The sequence below is a fragment of the Synechococcus sp. A15-44 genome (assembly GCF_014280115.1).
GTDB lineage: Bacteria > Cyanobacteriota > Cyanobacteriia > PCC-6307 > Cyanobiaceae > Parasynechococcus.
Genome location: NZ_CP047938.1, coordinates 175,683 through 192,184 on the forward strand (window position 1 = coordinate 175,683; position 16,502 = coordinate 192,184).

Sequence of the window (16,502 nt, forward strand, 5' to 3'; positions counted from 1 at the left end):
CCATGAAGCTCAATCCCCAAAACCTGACAACTCTGGTCAAGCAGGGCTCCGGCAATCTGGTCGCGACGTCCCGTAACTTTCTTCGCCGTTTCGATCCCGGCACGTCACAGGATGCCGCCAATGTCGAGACCTACGACGAATCCATTCTTCAGCAGGGGCGCTTCTGGATGCGCACCGTCACCTGGACCTTGATCGGCACCACCGTGTTCGGTGTGGGCTGGCTGGCCCTTGCACGAACCGAGGAGATTGTCGTGGCCCCTGGTCAGCTTGAGCCGATCGGCTCGGTGCAGGACATTCAGATGCCTGTTGGTGGTGTGGCCGATCAGATCCTCGTGCAGGAGGGGGATCGTGTGAAGGCTGGTCAGGTGCTGATGAGGCTGGACACTGAAGCCAGTGAGGAACAGCGCAACAGCCTGGAGAAGACGATCAAGCTCAAAAAGGAGCAGCTCCGGCTTAAGGACCAGGAAAAACAGCGCTACCTCCAGATGAACAATGAGGAGGTGCAAATGCTGGAGAACAATCTTGAGCTTCAGTCTGAGATTCTTGTGCGGTTCGAAGAGTTGGCTGAGGCTGGCGCCACGTCCGAGCTGCAATACCTCAGCCAGCAGAACGCCGTTGAAGAGACCCGTGGACGCTTGCTGCAGAGCAAGGCAGATCGGTTGCGTCAGATCGCCCTTCTTGACCAACAAACAGCCCAATTGCAGTCGGACCTTGCCGATCTCAATGGTCGTTTGGTGGAGACCAAGGTGACCCTCCGCTACCAGCAGCTCAGGTCGCCAGTGGATGGTGTGGTTTTTGATCTCAAGCCGACTGCCCGTGGTTTCACGGCACAGTCCACGCAAACGGTGATGAAGGTTGTGCCTTTGGGTTCGCTTGAGGCGAAGTTGGAGGTGCCGAGCAACAAGATCGGATTTGTGCAGGTGCCACCGGGTTGCCCTAAGGAGCGCGATGCTTGCATGAATGCTGATATCAGCATCGACTCTTTTCCCTCCACTGATTTCGGAGTGTTGAAGGGGAAAGTGACCCGAATTGGTTCTGATGCGCTGGAACCGGATCCTCAGAAACAGCGGGATGAGCTGATCTTCCCGGTGACCGTTCAGCTGGATGAGCAGCAGCTGCGTCTCAAAAGTGGTGCCTCATTGCCCTTGCAGGTGGGCATGAGCCTGACGGCGAACATCAAGTTGCGTAAGGTTTCTTACCTCCAGCTCTTGCTGGGTGAGTTTCAAGACAAGGCGGAATCGTTGCAGCGCCTCTGAAATTGTCATAAAATTCTTGTCATTAATTTTTTGCGAAGTTGTAACTTTTATTCCCGTATGCGAAAAAATTAAAACAATCTTAGAGAGGTCTGATGTGCTTATGGTTTTAAATATAGTACCTCTAAATAATAGTAAAGTTGATCGAATCTTTCTCTTCTTCCTAGTTCATTCGACGACTAAAGTGCTTATTTTAAACACCATGCTTGAGAAGCTATTATTCTTTGTGCTATATTCAGGAAATGCAAGGGATTGGTTAGGTGATCACCGCTCTTTCTGGACCAGGTTCGTTTGTATCTCATAAATACAAATTATTTGTACACGCTCCCCCAAAATGTGCCTCAACTTCAATTCTTACTGCACTCGTTAGGCTAGGAAATCCAAATGCTGAAATTACTAATGATGCTTCTAGGGAAAATCTAAGCAGTTTAGATATACATCCTTATGTCCGAGATCATTGCCGGCCAACTGAGCAATGCTTGCATGACATTTTCGCTTCCTCTGATTTTTGTAAAATACTTGTGCTTAGAGACCCGTTGTCTCGGTTTCTTTCTGCCATTGCCTCAAAGTATTTAATTGGATCTGGGCCCTATGCTCAGGAACTCACCCTGGGATCAACTATCAAGTACGAGCTTAAGAAGAATTATTCGGATATTCAAAATTTAAAGGATGATGTTAACTTTGTTTCAAAAAGATTGCTGACTGCGCTCTCTCTGGGTGCAGGAGTAACTCACGTAAGGCCACTTTCAGCATCTGTTTCAAACAAAGACTTGCCTTTGTTTGATAATGTTTTTAATGTTTCTGATCCTGGATTCTCGGAAGCTTTCTTGACGGCAATAAACCTGCACCTTCATCAATTTGGTGTAGCAGTTGATCGATTACCACGATTTAATGAATCTCCTCTGAATATTCCCGTAGATTTTTTGGAATCTAGTTGTTTAGATTCTATCCTTGAATTTTATCATAATGATTACATCCTTTTGGGAAAAGACTTGCCAAAATCGTCGGATATTTTGAGCTCAGATTTTGATTTTAAAGAATTCGCTCAAAAAAATTCAGACAAACTTTCTTCATCGGTATTATTTTATGATGTATCTTCAAAATTCTTCCAAAAAGACCTTATAGCGAAGGAGCTTGGCACCAAGAATCGTCGCCTAGAACGCGAAAATAATGAGTTTCGGGATAAAATTAATATATCAACCCTTGAAAAAGAAAAAGCACTAGCTCAGGTAAACAATCTGAACTTAGAGACGGAAAAAGCTCTGGCGTCTGCTCAGAAGTTACAAGAAAAATCTCTTGATCAAAATAAAGAAATTAAACAGCTCAAGCTTGCAGTTGATGAGCTCACAGAAAACGACAAATATCGCATCTTGCATATTGCTCAACTGCAAGAGGATCTAAATCAACTGAAAAGCTTTAAGGACATATTAAAAAAACAGCAATTGCAAATCTCAAATCTTGTTGATATGCTTCTTCATGCTTCTCTCTAGTATTTTTTACTCCTAATTGTTAAAATCCAGTCAAGCCACCCCATGCTAAATTAGAAATATTTCTGCATTGCATATGTCTGAAGTATCTGGCATTACATTCATTGTCGCTGCATATAATCTGGGTGATTCACTTGTCCGATGTATTCGTTCGATTCAAGAACAATCACTTGATCAGGTTGAAGTGTTAATCGTTAATGACAAAAGTACAGATAATACGCTTGATGTAGCTACTAATTTGTGTATTGATGACCCTCAAGGTCGCACCCGCTGCATTAGCCATATACGTAATCTTGGGCTGCCAGCAGTGCGCAACACTGGGCTTATGGCAGCTCGTATGAAATATATTTGGCATGTTGATGGCGACGATTTTCTTCCTCATAGAAATGTAGCAGAAAAAATATTTCAATCTCTAGAGGACAATGGTTTACTTGCTGTCAAATTTCCGGTATTTAGCCAAACTCCTGAGTTAGCCTTTAATCAGAAAGTATACGAACAACGTCTGGCTTCTTCTTATTCTTGCCAAGTTGTTTCGCCACAAATTGCCGAAAAAAAGTATGGCTTCGCTCATGCTTTTAGCGTTGTTTATGATAAAAATTTTGCATTAAATTTGAATATTTTTAATTTAGAGGGAGTAAGCCTCGGCGAGGATCAAATTTTAGTTTCACAGCTTTTTAAAAAATTACCTTGTATTGGACTTGTTCAACCTTCAATGTATGTATATGACATGACAGAAGAATCTATCATGCGTAAATCATGGTCTATTGAAAAATATTTAGAGTATCGAGTGCATTCTCTTTTTATTAACAGATTGTACCGCGATATCCCTTCACGTCAATCTCATGCATCCATGCTTCGTCTCAAATATATATCAGATATTTTGTCAGTAAAGGCCAAAGCAGAGCTTCTTCCTCTTGAACTTAATTTGCTCAATGCCTGTTGGCTTGATGATTTCAATGTGCTTAAGGGTCAAGAGATAAAGATTTCTAGCAAGGATAAAAAATCAACAATTCAATCCTTTTTTGATGATGTCAAGACCTCGCTTGTGACAAGTGACTATTCTTCCATGTTTGACTCTTTTCTGTGTGATACTTCATTCCTTATCTATGCTGGTGCGCACAAGACTGCCACGACATTTTTGCAGTCCTGCCTACAAAATCACCGTTATCAACTTGCTTGTAATGGTGTAATTTATATCAATTATTTTGAATTTAGGCAAGCTTTAATGAATAAGAGTACGAGGGTTTTATCGAAAGGATCTGATGAAGAAATTAAGGCATGCTTGATGAAACTCATAATGCCCCTGTTATTTTGCAAGCCCAAGAAGGTAATTATATTTGACGAGAATCTTGCCAATAGTTCTGGTAAATCACTTAAATCTGAGTTTTTTCATGAATCATTTGCGTGCACTAAAAATGGACTTAGCCTTTTTTTCTTGAAAAGGTTGCTTTCAGTATTGCCGACTAAGGATACGTCAATAGTTTATTGCATTCGTGATTTGAGTGCTTACATTGCTTCGCGATATTGTGAGAAAATTAAATGGGGTTATTTGGCAAGGTTTGATGATTATGTTGAAAAATTTTATGATAATTCAGAAGATGCCACTTGGAAGTATACCTGCGAAAAGCTTCAGAATTTATGCCATTCCTTCAAATTAAAGGACCCTGTAATTGTATCTTTTGAAGATATAAAAGACGACCTCTCTGGTTATTTAAATTTTCTTGTTGACTGTTCTACCGGCTCGGAACTTAATAGATTAGAGGATTTTGATTTTTGTTTGCCAAGTTCACCGCTTCGATCTTCTCCTACGAGTGAGGCAATAGATTTCGTTTTTGAAGACTTGAGAAATATTTCTACAAAATCTTCCCAGAACCTCTACAAAAAACTTGTTCTTAGTGAATATGGCTCCTCAAAATATATGCCACTTAGTCTGGATAAGTATTCTTTTCTTAGAGAGAAGTTGAATAAAACTTACAGCACTGATTTATCTTCTTTTGTCAATTTTCGTTCAACATCTATTGCCAAATCATTTACTTCCAGGCAATTTATTTTAGAAACTACTTTTGAATCCCTTTGTAATCCTGTTAGTTCCTGTGTAAAAAGCCTGTATTCTCAATTTGAAAATCCATCGAACGATTCTGATTTTATATCAAATGAAGTTAAGCCTCTTTGGTCTGGTCTTAATTGCTTTGATGCTTTTTCAAATCTTGAAGGTGATACTAGTTTTGCTTTCAAACGTCTCCATTTTGGTTTTGTTCGAGAAAAGGGCATTAGCGCCATGCTGCGTGTCAAAAATGAAGAGTTAAATATTGAATTGGTATTATTAAATTGCTTAAAAGTTTTTGATGAAGTTGTTGTTATTGATAATAATAGTGACGATAGCACTCTTGCTGTGGTCGCCAAGGTGCGTGCCATGACTCCATCGTACGCAAACAAAATTAGAGTTTATTCTTATCCATTTAATGTGGCCCGTTGCGGTCAAGATAATTTTGACTGTCCTGAGAATTCGGTTCACTCCCTCGCTTTCTTTTACAACTACTGTTTGTCTCTTTGCCGCTATAGCCATATCTTTAAATGGGACGGTGATATGCTGATGCCAGATCATATGGTTGATGAATTTAATATATTTAAAAAGAAAGTTATTCAAAGTGGTTTTCATTCATCTACTTCTTCTTCCTCTGTTTTTGGCGTGCCTCTTGGGATAACTGTTTTTAAAGGGCACAACGGTAAATACTATCGAAAGCCGGCTGAGCTGGAGGCTGAACCTCGATTATTCGAGAATCGCTCGGATGTTCATTTTGTCAAAGACATTCTTTGGGAAAAATTATTCTTCCCTCACTCGATTTGCACTGTTAGTTCTGATAAGCCTGTTTTTATTGAGTTTAAAGACGTTGGCCAGGATGAATTTAGTCATTGGAAAATAGGTGGCTTGGGTATGGGTCATAGGAAAAGGACAGAACTGCAAAACTTTAAGAAAGTCTCCCGGCTCACTTTTGGAGGCAGGACTCCAGCTATTGAAGAATTGAAAACACTTGGCTTTGAGGAGTATTTGCAGCCGATTAGTAATTCGACTTCCTGATTCATTGCTTTGCGTAAACTCTTTTAACGAGAGGCGAGGATATTTCGGGTGTACATTTTGGCTCTCTGATAGGTCTGATTGCGTGAATCATTGGCAAGGCTATGTCTTGCATGTGGAACTTTTTGGGTCTTTATCTTATTGTTATCCTGCTTCTCTTTGCCTTCTTGAGGATTATTCTTTCGATGATCTTCCGCTGCAAGATTTGTTTTTGCTGATCATGCTCTTTTATGCTTCTTTGGGTTGTTCTTGCCTGGGCTTGATATTCTGATTTTCCTGTTGTGATCAAGCGTCTTTTGGTGATTTGGGCGCGATTGTATTTTAGTGCTATTGGTTTTAGCTCTAGTGTGTTTATTTTATGGGTTTTGTTTTCGTGGAGGTTGGGTATTTCTAATGGCTTTGCTTATTGCTTGTTTGTTATTTTTTGATTTGCTTGGTGCCTTGTAGTTCTCAGTATGCTTGCAATCCGAGAGATTATGTTGGCGTAAACGCATTCTGCACGTGAGTCAGCTCCAGAGCCTCAGAGGCATGGTAGATCTGCTGCCAGAGGAGCTTCAGCGCTGGCAGGCCGTTGACGGCATGGCTCGGGAGCATTTTCAGCGTTCTGGTTTCGGTGAGATACGGACGCCTCTGCTGGAGACAACGGATCTGTTCTGCCGTGGCATCGGTGAGGGCACCGATGTGGTAGGCAAGGAGATGTACACCTTTCACGATAGGGGTGATCGCTCCTGCACCCTGCGGCCGGAGGGCACCGCATCGGTGGTGCGTGCTGCCTTGCAGCATGGCTTGCTCAGCCAGGGCGCCCAGAAACTTTGGTATGCGGGACCGATGTTTCGGTACGAGCGCCCCCAAGCGGGCCGGCAGCGGCAGTTTCACCAGATCGGAGTGGAGTGGCTTGGAGCAGAGCGGGCGCGCAGTGATGTTGAGGTGATTGCCCTTGCCTGGGATCTGCTTGCCAGCCTCGGCGTGGGGGGCTTGCAGTTGGAGCTCAACAGCCTCGGCACCGCTGAAGACCGCCAGGCCTACCGCAATGCCCTGGTGGCTTGGCTCGAGCAGCGCGCTGAAGCCCTCGATTCCGATTCCCAGGCGCGGCTGAGCACCAATCCCCTGCGGATTTTGGATTCCAAAAACAAGGACACCCAGGCGTTGCTGGGGGATGCCCCCACCTTGGCGGATGCCCTCTGTGATGCCAGCCGTGAACGTTTTGAAGAGGTGCAGCGCGGCCTCACCGCCTTGGGAATTCCCTTCCGGCTCAATCCTCGGCTGGTGCGCGGCTTGGACTACTACAGCCACACGGCTTTCGAGATCACCAGTGATCAACTCGGGGCCCAGGCCACCGTCTGTGGCGGCGGTCGTTACGACGGCCTGATCGGCCAGTTGGGAGGAGCACCCACGCCTGCTATCGGTTGGGCTTTCGGCATGGAACGGTTGTTGCTGGTGCTGGGAGCCGCCGCGACAGCGGATCCTCAGGGTGTCGCCGCTCGACTGACGGCGGCTGCATTACCCGAGGTTTACGTGGTGAACCGTGGAGCGGAGGCTGAGCGTGTCGCATTGGCCTTGGCACGGGACCTGCGGGCCGCTGGGCTTTGGGTTGAGTTGGATGCGTCGGGCTCGGCCTTCGGAAAGCAGTTCAAACGGGCCGATCGAAGTGGTGCCCAATGGGCTTTGGTGCTCGGCGATGACGAGGCTTCGCGTGGTGAGGTGCGCCTGAAGCCGTTGAAGCAGCAGGCTGAGGAAACCACCGTTGCGCTTGCGCCAGTTGCCGCGATCGTGGAGAAGCTGCTCACCCCCTGAGGATGCAGATCCACCTCGTTACTGGCGGTGCCGGCTTCCTTGGCTCCCACCTGATCGACCGTCTGATGGAGGCCGGTGATGAGGTGATCTGCCTGGACAACTACTTCACCGGGCGCAAGGCCAACATCGCGCGCTGGATTGGTCATCCCCGTTTCGAACTCATCCGTCACGACGTCACCGAACCGATCAAGCTTGAGGTGGATCGGATCTGGCATCTGGCTTGCCCTGCTTCCCCGATTCACTACCAGTTCAATCCGGTCAAGACAGCCAAAACCAGCTTTCTCGGCACGTACAACATGCTCGGGCTGGCCCGGCGGGTGGGGGCCCGTTTGCTGCTCGCCAGCACCAGTGAGGTCTATGGCGACCCTGAGGTGCATCCCCAGCCGGAGAGTTATTGGGGTTCCGTGAATCCGATCGGTGTGCGTAGTTGCTACGACGAGGGCAAGCGCATCGCTGAAACCCTCTGTTTCGACTACCAGCGCATGAATGACGTGGAGGTGCGGGTGGCGCGCATCTTCAACACCTATGGCCCGCGCATGCTCCCCGATGACGGCCGGGTCGTGAGCAACTTCATCGTTCAGGCCCTGCGGGGCGAACCGTTGACGCTCTATGGCGATGGCAGTCAGACCCGCTCCTTTTGTTATGTGAGCGATCTGATTGAGGGGTTGATTCGCCTGATGAACGGAGACCACACCGGCCCGATCAACCTGGGCAATCCCAATGAATTCACGATCCGAGAGCTGGCGGAGCTGGTGCGGATCCAAATCAACCCGGAGCTGCCGTTGGTGGAGAAACCCTTGCCGCAGGATGACCCCCAGCAGCGCCAGCCGGCGATCGATCTTGCCCGTCAGCAGCTGGATTGGCAGCCGACTGTGTCACTGGAGCAGGGTCTGGCTCCCACCATCGACTCCTTCCGTAATCTCCTGGGAGTTGCCGAAGGCCGCAGGACGTGACCATTCAACGGATTTGCTGCATCGGTGCGGGGTATGTGGGTGGCCCCACCATGGCGGTGATCGCTGATCGCTGCCCGCAGGTTCAAGTGCAGGTGGTGGACATCAACCAGGCGCGCATCGACGCCTGGAATGATCCCGATACCAGTCGTTTGCCGGTCTATGAGCCGGGCCTGGACGCGGTTGTGCAAAGGGCCCGTGGAAGGAATCTGAGTTTTTCAACGTCGGTGGAGGCTTCCATCTCGGCCGCCGACATGGTGTTCATATCCGTGAACACCCCCACTAAGACCAAAGGTCTGGGGGCTGGTCAGGCCAGTGATCTGCGCTGGGTCGAGGCCTGTGCGCGCACGGTCGCCAAGGCTGCTACCGGCCACACGATCGTGGTGGAGAAGAGCACCCTGCCGGTGCGTACGGCTGCTGCCATCAAAACCATCCTGGAGGCGGCCAGTGATGGAGATGACAACCGCACCTTCTCCGTGCTTTCCAATCCAGAATTTCTGGCGGAAGGAACAGCCATCCGTGATCTGGAGGCTCCCGATCGTGTCTTGATCGGTGGCGATGATCCCGCATCCATTGATGCTCTAGCTGCGATTTATGCCCACTGGGTTCCGCAGCAGCAGATTCTGCGCACCAACCTCTGGAGCAGCGAGCTCTCCAAGCTCACCGCGAATGCCTTTCTGGCGCAGCGGATCAGCTCGATCAATTCGATCGCGGCCTTCTGTGAGGCCAGTGGTGCCGACGTGCGCGAGGTGGCCCGCGCCATTGGCACCGATAGCCGGATCGGCCCGAAATTTTTGAATGCGGGTCCTGGTTTCGGTGGGAGCTGTTTCCAGAAGGACATCCTCAACCTGGTGTATCTCTGCCGCCATTTCGGTCTGCCGGAGGTGGCGGATTATTGGGAGAGTGTGGTTGCTCTGAACACCTGGCAACAGCACCGGATTGCCCGATTGGTGGTGGAGAAGCTGTTCGGCACGGTGACCGGCAAGCGGCTGGCGATTCTGGGTTTTGCCTTCAAGGCTGACACCAACGACACCCGTGAAGCACCGGCGATTCGCATCTCCCGCGATCTTCTCGAGGAGGGTGCGCAGTTGGCCATTCACGATCCCAAGGTGGCGGCCTATCAGATGGCTCGGGACCTGCAGCAGGACGCAGCACCCCAGGCGGATGCCCTCAGTGGAACTGGCACTTGGGTGGAGGCCGCCAGCGTTGAGGACGCCGTGACCGGGGCCGATGCCGTTCTGGTGCTCACCGAGTGGAAGCACTACAGGGATCTCAATTGGGAGGCTCTGGCGGGTCGGATGCGAAAGCCGGCGTGGGTTTTTGATGCGCGGGCCGTTGCGGACCCACAACAGGTGAGAGCCGCGGGCCTCACCCTGTGGCGCGTGGGGGATGGAGAGGGTTGATGCCGAAAACTGTTCTTGTCACTGGTGCAGCCGGTTTCATTGGTGCAGCCCTGTCGCAGCGTCTCTTGCAACGCGGTGATCGGGTGGTCGGCCTCGACAACCTGAACGACTACTACGACCCCAGCCTCAAGCAGGTGAGGTTGCGTCAGATCGAAGCCGCGGCCCCCGCTGGCGCCTGGCGGTTTGAGTGCCTGGCCCTGGAGGATGGTGCTGCCCTCATGGCTCTGTTCGCGGAAGAGAACCCGGCTGTGGTGGTGAACCTCGCGGCTCAGGCCGGTGTCCGTTACTCCTTGGAGAACCCGGCGGCTTACATCCAAAGCAATCTGGTGGGCTTTGGCCATCTGCTGGAAGGCTGCCGCCACCACGGCACTGACAACCTCGTCTACGCCTCGAGCAGTTCGGTCTATGGCGGCAATCGAAATCTGCCTTTCCATGAGCAGCAGCCTGTGAACCATCCGGTGAGCCTCTATGCCGCCAGCAAGAAGGCCAATGAGCTGATGGCGCACACCTACAGCCATCTCTATGGCTTGCCGGCGACGGGCCTGCGGTTTTTCACCGTTTATGGCCCCTGGGGACGCCCCGACATGGCTCCCATGCTTTTCGCCCGCGCCATCCTGGCGGGTGAGCCAATCAAGGTGTTCAACCACGGCAAGATGCAGCGGGACTTCACCTACATCGACGACATCGTTGAGGGGGTGCTGCGTTGCTGCGATAAGCCTGCCACCGCCAATCCCGGCTTTGATCCCCTGCAGCCGGATCCCGCCACGGCGGCTTCACCGCATCGTGTGTTCAACATCGGCAACAGCCAGCCCACCAAGCTGTTGCGCTTTATCGAGGTGATGGAACAAGCCCTGGGCCGGGAGGCGATCAAGGACTTCCAGCCGATGCAGCCTGGAGATGTGGTAGCGACGGCTGCCGACACCTCCGCCCTGGAGCAGTGGGTGGACTTCAAGCCCTCCACCTCAATCGAGACAGGGGTGGATGCCTTCGCCCGGTGGTATCGCGACTATTTCAACGTTTGAGCTGAGGTCGGTTCGTCTGTTCTGCATGAACAAGGCACAAAAAAACCGGCCCTTTGGACCGGTTTGAAGCATGGAGTGGCCTGCAATCAAGCGGAACCAACTCCGGTGTAGGAGCCGTAGAAGAAGAGCCCCACAACGAAAAGAACGGCCATTCCTCCTGCTGTTGCAACCAGCCAGAGGGGGAGAACGCCTTCGGTCCAACGGCTTCTCCAGGGAACAGCCGGCGTGCCATCAGCATTGCGATCGGGAATTCGACCGTCGGGATATAGGGATTTTTTTCCGCTCATGGAATAAACCTCAGTTGAAGAAGTAGCTGGACATGAGCACGCCGGTCACGAAGACAAACAGCAGACCTAGGTACAGGCTGGTGCGGTTGAGCTCAACCGGAAGGTTGTTGGGGTTGGGGTTGCGTTCCATGCTTTGGATCAGCGGCGAATGAACTGCATCGCGGCGAGGGCGCCGAGGAAGAACACCGTCGGGATTCCGAGGGTGTGCAACGCCAGCCAACGCACCGTGAAGATCGGATAGTTACGTGGCGTTGTGGCGACGGGAGGGGCCTGTGTCATGGCTTATTTCAGACGGATGTCGAGTTCAGACTTGCCTTCGTAGCGCTGGCTCACCACAGGAGCTTTGCTTTCCGAAGCCTGGAAGTAAGCGTCAGGGCGAGGTGTTCCGAAGGCGTCGTAGGCCAGGCCGGTGGACACAAACAGGAACCCTGCCAGGAAGATGGAGGGGAGTGTCACGGCGTGGATCACCCAGTAGCGGATGCTCGTGATGATTTCGAAGAACGGGCGTTCTCCTGTTGAGCCGGCGGCCATGGCGTTGGGCGTGTCAAGACGATGATCTTAGGAGGTGGCTCAGGTGAGCCGAGGCTGAGGCGTTGCCGCAGTTACACAGCGTTGCCCACCCAGCGCAGCAGGTTGCCCCGCTCACCCAGCACAAAGGCGTGTTCTCCGTCGAACACCATGCGGGTGAAGTTGCTGGGTTGACGGTCGCCGACCGGGTCGTTCTCCCAGCTGTCGCCGCCGTCGCGGCTCACCAGCAGTGTGCCGTTGCCACCGCCGGCCCAGATGGCGCCATCGTCATCCCAGGCCAGATCCATATAGCCGTAGCCATTGGTGATCGGGATGATCGCCTTGCTCCAGCTGTCGAAGTTGCCTGGCTCATCGTTGAGGCGAATCTGCGCGCCGCGGGCCACCATCCAGAGGTTGCCGTCGGGCTGGAAGCCGATGCTCTGCAGGCGTTGGCTGCTCACCCGCTGGTGCACCTGCCAGACGGAATCACCCGGTTCCCATGTGGCGTAGAAGTTGCCGAGGCCACTCACGCTCACGTAGCTGCCGTCCTTGCTGCGTCGTAGGTCGCGGACGGCACCGGCGGCATCGGTCACCTTGGCTTCCCAGCTGCTGCCGTCGTTGTGGGTTTCATAGACCGCACCCACATTCGTTGCCAACTCCGCAGAATGGCTGCCCAGGGCTGTGATCAGGTAGGGCTCGCCGGGCAATTTGGTGTCGAGGAACAGGCGTGTCCAGTTCTGGCCGCCGTCGTCGCTGTGCATCAGCAGCCCGGGCTGTCCGGCGATCCAGCCTTCATCGCCATCGAAGTCGATGCTGATCAGGCGGAAGTTTTCTTCGTCGGGTAGATCCAGGCTGCGTTCATTCCAATGGGCGCCCCCGTCGTTGGTTTCCCGGATCATCCGGTTGCTGCCCACCAGATAGCCGTGGCGGCTGTCTGTGAAGGCCACATCCAGCGGGTTTGCCTGGGTGTCGAGATCCATGGCCTGCCAGGGACTCGTGCTGGCCGTGGGCACGTGGGTGGTGACGCAGCCGCTGAGGCTGACCCCCAGCACCAGCACCAGCAGAAGCTGGCTGAACGTGTTCAACAGACGTTTCATCGGTGGACCTCAGCGCAGGGAATAAAGGGACAGGAAAAAGGCGAAGCCGAGGGCAAGGCTGCCGAAGATCAGAACATTCTTCTGCCCCGGCGTCATCCGGTTCACCCCAAGGCCGAAGTCGAGGTTCTCGTCGAAACCGCTGGCCTTGGCACGTGGACCGATGTCGCGGAAAGCGGCCACCTTGCTGCGGCAGACGGGGCAGCGGAAAGCCAGCGCATCGAGATCCTCGAAGGCCGTGCCGGGGTCAATCCCAACCTTCTTGACCCCCTCGTCGGGGTCATAGACGTAGCCGCAGCTGCGACATTCGAAACGGTGGGTCCGTGGGTCGCTCTCCGGAGCGGTCTCAACCGCTGGTTCCACCGCTTCGGTGGTTTCGACCGGCTGGACGGACTGTTGTTCGTCGCTCACCGCTGTGTTGCTGGGCCAATCGACTCTATCGACGACAACTCCAGGCGGTGAATGCCAGACTGACCCGGTCTACGGGGACCTCCATGTTTGCCCTGCCCGGCTACGACGCCTTTCTGGGGTTTCTGCTGATTGCGGCTGCAGTGCCTGCCTTGGCGCTGATCACCAACAAATTGGTGGCGCCGAAGAGCCGTGCCGGCGAGCGCCAGCTCACCTATGAATCCGGCATGGAGCCCATTGGCGGGGCCTGGATTCAATTCAATATCCGCTACTACATGTTTGCGCTGGTCTTCGTCATCTTCGATGTCGAGACCGTGTTCCTTTATCCCTGGGCTGTGGCGTTCAACCGTCTCGGCTTGCTGGCCTTCATTGAGGCCCTGATCTTCATCGCCATCCTGCTGGTGGCCTTGGCCTACGCCTGGCGCAAAGGCGCCCTTGAGTGGAGCTAGTCATGTCTGAGAACACATCCCCCTCCATTGCTGCTGTTCGCGATCTGCGCGAAGCCAGCTGCGGTCCGATTGGTGCCCCAACGGTCACCAATGATCTCAGCGAGAACGTCATCCTCACCAGTCTGGATGACCTGCACAACTGGGCTCGGTTGAGCAGTCTCTGGCCTCTTCTCTATGGGACGGCCTGCTGCTTCATTGAATTTGCTGCGCTTCTCGGGTCTCGCTTCGATTTCGACCGCTTCGGTCTGGTTCCCCGTAGCTCTCCGCGTCAGGCCGACCTTCTGATTGTGGCCGGAACCGTGACCATGAAGATGGCACCCGCCCTGGTGCGGCTTTATGAGCAGATGCCCGAGCCGAAATACGTGATCGCCATGGGTGCATGCACCATCACAGGCGGCATGTTCAGCGCTGATTCCACCACTGCAGTGCGCGGCGTCGACAAATTGATTCCGGTGGATCTCTACCTGCCGGGATGTCCGCCTCGCCCCGAAGCCATCTTTGATGCCGTGATCAAACTGCGCAAGAAAGTTGGGGATGAATCGCTGGCTGAGCGGCGCAAACACCAGCAGACCCATCGCTACATGACGGTCTCCCATCAGATGAAGCGCGTTGAACCTGTCGTGACAGGTTCTTACCTTCGGGCTGAATCTCAGAAAGCTGCCCTGGCTGCAGCGCCGGCCGGTCAGACTTTGGCCACCGATGCCGCCGTGCTCACCCCTGCTGCTGAACCTGTCGAGTCATGAGCGAAACCCCTTCCAAGAAGACAGCCGCCTCGGATGACGCGGGTGCGGTTGTTGCTCCCGAGCCTGGTCCGGTGAGCCAATGGCTGAACAAGCAGGGCTTTGATCACAACAGCCTCGAGCCTGATCATCTCGGTGTTGAACAGATCGGCGTTGACGCCGCGGTTCTCCCGATGATCGCTGCGGCGCTCAAGAGCAACGGTTTCGACTATCTCCAGTGCCAAGGGGGCTACGACGAAGGCCCCGGCGAGCAACTGGTTTGCTTCTATCACTTCCTGGCGATGGCGGAACAGGTGGAAGCCATGGCGGCTGATCCCTCGGCCAAGCTGCGGGAGGTTCGAATCAAAGTGTTTCTGAGCCGCGAAGGCACTCCGTCTATTCCGTCGATCTATGGGCTCTTCCGTGGGGCTGATTGGCAGGAGCGGGAAACCTTCGACATGTACGGCATCCAATTCGAGGGCCATCCGCATCCCAAACGCTTGTTGATGCCTGAGGACTGGAAAGGATGGCCGTTGCGCAAGGACTACGTCCAGCCTGATTTCTATGAAATGCAGGACGCCTATTGATCGCGTTCTCGTCGATGGGTTCGGTAGAAGCGCATCACCGCAAGGGCAAGGCTGCGTGAATCGTGGCGCAGCGTTGCTGTTGGTCTTACTCCCTGCAGTGGTGCCTGAGTGACGTCGTAGCCGTCTGAGCGGAGCCCTTCCGCATCGCAACGCACGGGATCAGCGCCGCGGCTTTGGTAGTACCGCACCAGGTCTGAATCGGGCAGGTCGTCCTGGGCCAGGACGGCATTGAACAGTCTGGGCTCAATGCCGAGAGTGGCGAGCTGTGCCTCGATCGCCCGGATGTGACCGCGCACATCCAGGCCATCGGTCTCGCCGGGTTGCGTCATCAGGTTGCAGATGTAGAGCCTGGGGGCCTTGCTGCATTTGATGGCGCCCACCAGTTCTGGCACCAGCAGATTGGGGAGCAGGGATGTGTAAAGGCTGCCTGGTCCGAGCACGATCAAGTCGGCATTGGCGATCGCTTCGAGTGCCCGTGGCAGGGCCGGCGGTCGTTCAGGACTGCAGCCCAGGCGAACAATGGGGCTGGGGGCGTGGCCGATGTTGCTTTCGCCTTCGATCCGTTGGCCGTTTTCCAGTTCGGCCCAGAGCTGCACATCCACGTTGGTGGCGGGCACCACCTGACCTTGCACGGCCAGCACACGACTTGATGCGGTGATGGCTGTTTCGAGATTGCCCGTGATCGCTGAGAGGGCAGAGAGGAACAGATTGCCGAAGCTGTGCCCCTCCAAACCACTCCCGGCCGCAAAGCGGTATTGGAACAGGCGTGTGAGCAGTGGCTCTTCGGTGGACAGCGCGGCCAGGCAGTTGCGGATGTCGCCCGGGGGAAGCACCCCCAGTTCCCGGCGGAGCACCCCGCTGCTGCCGCCGTCGTCAGCGACGGTGACGATGGCGGTGATGTGGCTGCTGTAACGCTTCAGACCGCTCAGCAAGGTTGATAGGCCTGTCCCTCCGCCGATAGCCACGATGTTGGGCCCCCTGTTCAAGCGGCTTTTGGCCCGCAGGGCATCCACCAGCACGGTGTCTTTGTCGGGAGCGAGAGCCTGTTGAATTGAGCCGAAGCTGCGGCTTTGCCCCCAGAGCAAAAGACCGCTGCCGATGAGCACCACCAGCGGGCCGGTGATCTCCCGGGGCAACACGGTGGTGAGGCTGCTCAGCAGCCAGCTCAGCGTTTCCAGAATCCAGTAGATCGGCTTCAGGTCGGCCCAGACGGCGGCCCCCAGCAGCGCCATCAACAGGCCCAGGCCGGAGGTGAGCAGCCAGCGTTTGACGACCAGGCCAGGTTGCAACCAGCGCACGGCCCGTTGGGATCGGGTCATCAGATCCCGTCGCCGCTGATCGCGCATCATCCGGGCTTGGCGTCTGCTTGTTGGGGGCTTTCGCGCCAAGGAACGGCTTGATTCGCAAGTTCACCGAACTGTACGGAGCTTGTGGAAAGGCGGCAGGATGTCTGTGTTTTTCGGCCC

The 16,502-nt window shown here is 53.5% G+C and carries 17 protein-coding genes; 10 read left to right on the forward strand and 7 right to left on the reverse strand.

Annotated elements, in window-relative coordinates:
• Positions 1-2 precede the first annotated feature (2 nt).
• The 7 genes from SynA1544_RS00880 to SynA1544_RS00910 all read left to right on the forward strand — a co-directional run bounded on the left by SynA1544_RS00880 (position 3) and on the right by SynA1544_RS00910 (position 10,985).
• Positions 3-1,256, forward strand: a complete 1,254-nt coding sequence (locus SynA1544_RS00880; RefSeq protein WP_186514499.1) for an HlyD family secretion protein — start codon at positions 3-5, stop codon at positions 1,254-1,256.
• A 257-nt stretch (positions 1,257-1,513) separates the two neighbouring features.
• The gene (locus SynA1544_RS00885; protein ID WP_186514500.1) at positions 1,514-2,743 is read left to right on the forward strand and encodes a sulfotransferase family 2 domain-containing protein; all 1,230 of its coding nucleotides are present in this window, start codon (positions 1,514-1,516) and stop codon (positions 2,741-2,743) included.
• Positions 2,744-2,816: 73 nt separating this feature from the next.
• Entirely contained in the window at positions 2,817-5,819 is a 3,003-nt protein-coding gene (locus SynA1544_RS00890) for a glycosyltransferase (protein ID WP_186514501.1), read from the forward strand.
• A 498-nt stretch (positions 5,820-6,317) separates the two neighbouring features.
• Positions 6,318-7,610 carry a histidine--tRNA ligase gene (gene hisS / locus SynA1544_RS00895; RefSeq protein ID WP_186514502.1) on the forward strand — a complete coding sequence of 431 codons (1,293 nt, stop codon included), beginning with the start codon at positions 6,318-6,320 and terminating at the stop codon, positions 7,608-7,610.
• Positions 7,611-7,612: 2 nt separating this feature from the next.
• A complete protein-coding gene (locus SynA1544_RS00900) occupies positions 7,613-8,563 on the forward strand; it encodes a UDP-glucuronic acid decarboxylase family protein (RefSeq protein WP_186514503.1) in 951 nt (316 codons plus the stop codon).
• Positions 8,560-9,963, forward strand: coding sequence for a nucleotide sugar dehydrogenase (locus tag SynA1544_RS00905; RefSeq protein ID WP_186514504.1), 1,404 nt, complete (start codon positions 8,560-8,562; stop codon positions 9,961-9,963). Before SynA1544_RS00900 ends, SynA1544_RS00905 begins: the two co-directional genes overlap by 4 nt.
• On the forward strand, positions 9,963-10,985 hold the full coding sequence (locus tag SynA1544_RS00910; RefSeq protein WP_186514505.1) for an NAD-dependent epimerase: 1,023 nt from the start codon (positions 9,963-9,965) through the stop codon (positions 10,983-10,985). The genes SynA1544_RS00905 and SynA1544_RS00910 overlap by 1 nt, the downstream gene beginning before the upstream one ends.
• Positions 10,986-11,071: 86 nt before the next feature.
• Here the strand turns inward: SynA1544_RS00910 and SynA1544_RS00915 are convergent, their stop codons facing one another.
• The 6 genes from SynA1544_RS00915 to SynA1544_RS00940 all read right to left on the reverse strand — a co-directional run bounded on the left by SynA1544_RS00915 (position 11,072) and on the right by SynA1544_RS00940 (position 13,284).
• The gene (locus SynA1544_RS00915; RefSeq protein WP_186514506.1) at positions 11,072-11,272 is read right to left on the reverse strand and encodes a photosystem II reaction center protein J; all 201 of its coding nucleotides are present in this window, start codon (positions 11,270-11,272) and stop codon (positions 11,072-11,074) included.
• Positions 11,273-11,282: 10 nt separating this feature from the next.
• Complete coding sequence (locus SynA1544_RS00920; RefSeq protein ID WP_006852026.1) at positions 11,283-11,402, reverse strand: photosystem II reaction center protein L; 120 nt, start codon at positions 11,400-11,402, stop codon at positions 11,283-11,285.
• Between the two features lie 8 nt (positions 11,403-11,410).
• Positions 11,411-11,551, reverse strand: a complete 141-nt coding sequence (gene psbF, locus SynA1544_RS00925; RefSeq protein WP_006851435.1) for a cytochrome b559 subunit beta — start codon at positions 11,549-11,551, stop codon at positions 11,411-11,413.
• 3 nt (positions 11,552-11,554) lie between these two features.
• A complete protein-coding gene (psbE, locus tag SynA1544_RS00930; protein WP_006850675.1) occupies positions 11,555-11,803 on the reverse strand; it encodes a cytochrome b559 subunit alpha in 249 nt (82 codons plus the stop codon).
• A 71-nt stretch (positions 11,804-11,874) separates the two neighbouring features.
• The gene (locus SynA1544_RS00935; RefSeq protein WP_186514507.1) at positions 11,875-12,876 is read right to left on the reverse strand and encodes a photosynthesis system II assembly factor Ycf48; all 1,002 of its coding nucleotides are present in this window, start codon (positions 12,874-12,876) and stop codon (positions 11,875-11,877) included.
• A gap of 9 nt (positions 12,877-12,885) precedes the next feature.
• Positions 12,886-13,284 carry a rubredoxin gene (locus SynA1544_RS00940; RefSeq protein WP_186514508.1) on the reverse strand — a complete coding sequence of 133 codons (399 nt, stop codon included), beginning with the start codon at positions 13,282-13,284 and terminating at the stop codon, positions 12,886-12,888.
• 83 nt (positions 13,285-13,367) lie between these two features.
• Here SynA1544_RS00940 and SynA1544_RS00945 point away from each other — a divergent pair, with 83 nt between their 5' ends.
• Genes SynA1544_RS00945 through SynA1544_RS00955 form a run of 3 tightly spaced genes read left to right on the forward strand, consistent with a single transcriptional unit; the run spans position 13,368 to position 15,036 of the window.
• Entirely contained in the window at positions 13,368-13,730 is a 363-nt protein-coding gene (locus SynA1544_RS00945; RefSeq protein ID WP_038551549.1) for an NAD(P)H-quinone oxidoreductase subunit 3, read from the forward strand.
• Between the two features lie 2 nt (positions 13,731-13,732).
• Positions 13,733-14,473, forward strand: a complete 741-nt coding sequence (locus SynA1544_RS00950; protein WP_115131570.1) for an NADH dehydrogenase subunit K — start codon at positions 13,733-13,735, stop codon at positions 14,471-14,473.
• Positions 14,470-15,036 carry an NAD(P)H-quinone oxidoreductase subunit J gene (locus tag SynA1544_RS00955; protein ID WP_186514509.1) on the forward strand — a complete coding sequence of 189 codons (567 nt, stop codon included), beginning with the start codon at positions 14,470-14,472 and terminating at the stop codon, positions 15,034-15,036. Before SynA1544_RS00950 ends, SynA1544_RS00955 begins: the two co-directional genes overlap by 4 nt.
• Here the strand turns inward: SynA1544_RS00955 and yvcK are convergent.
• Positions 15,030-16,385 carry a gluconeogenesis factor YvcK family protein gene (gene yvcK / locus SynA1544_RS00960; RefSeq protein WP_186515393.1) on the reverse strand — a complete coding sequence of 452 codons (1,356 nt, stop codon included), beginning with the start codon at positions 16,383-16,385 and terminating at the stop codon, positions 15,030-15,032. The genes SynA1544_RS00955 and yvcK overlap by 7 nt on opposite strands.
• Positions 16,386-16,502: the final 117 nt, after the last annotated feature.

Bases quoted from the DNA above. Each gene is read 5' to 3' on its own strand.
- SynA1544_RS00915 (WP_186514506.1), bottom strand. From the start codon at position 11,272: ATGAGCGGAAAAAAATCCCTATATCCCGACGGTCGAATTCCCGATCGC.
- SynA1544_RS00935 (WP_186514507.1), bottom strand. From the start codon at position 12,876: ATGAAACGTCTGTTGAACACGTTCAGCCAGCTTCTGCTGGTGCTGGTG.
- SynA1544_RS00910 (WP_186514505.1), top strand. From the start codon at position 9,963: ATGCCGAAAACTGTTCTTGTCACTGGTGCAGCCGGTTTCATTGGTGCA.
- yvcK (WP_186515393.1), bottom strand. From the start codon at position 16,385: ATGATGCGCGATCAGCGGCGACGGGATCTGATGACCCGATCCCAACGG.
- psbE (WP_006850675.1), bottom strand. From the start codon at position 11,803: ATGGCCGCCGGCTCAACAGGAGAACGCCCGTTCTTCGAAATCATCACG.
- SynA1544_RS00920 (WP_006852026.1), bottom strand. From the start codon at position 11,402: ATGGAACGCAACCCCAACCCCAACAACCTTCCGGTTGAGCTCAACCGC.
- SynA1544_RS00880 (WP_186514499.1), top strand. From the start codon at position 3: ATGAAGCTCAATCCCCAAAACCTGACAACTCTGGTCAAGCAGGGCTCC.
- SynA1544_RS00950 (WP_115131570.1), top strand. From the start codon at position 13,733: ATGTCTGAGAACACATCCCCCTCCATTGCTGCTGTTCGCGATCTGCGC.
- psbF (WP_006851435.1), bottom strand. From the start codon at position 11,551: ATGACACAGGCCCCTCCCGTCGCCACAACGCCACGTAACTATCCGATC.
- SynA1544_RS00900 (WP_186514503.1), top strand. From the start codon at position 7,613: ATGCAGATCCACCTCGTTACTGGCGGTGCCGGCTTCCTTGGCTCCCAC.
- SynA1544_RS00955 (WP_186514509.1), top strand. From the start codon at position 14,470: ATGAGCGAAACCCCTTCCAAGAAGACAGCCGCCTCGGATGACGCGGGT.
- SynA1544_RS00945 (WP_038551549.1), top strand. From the start codon at position 13,368: ATGTTTGCCCTGCCCGGCTACGACGCCTTTCTGGGGTTTCTGCTGATT.
- SynA1544_RS00890 (WP_186514501.1), top strand. From the start codon at position 2,817: ATGTCTGAAGTATCTGGCATTACATTCATTGTCGCTGCATATAATCTG.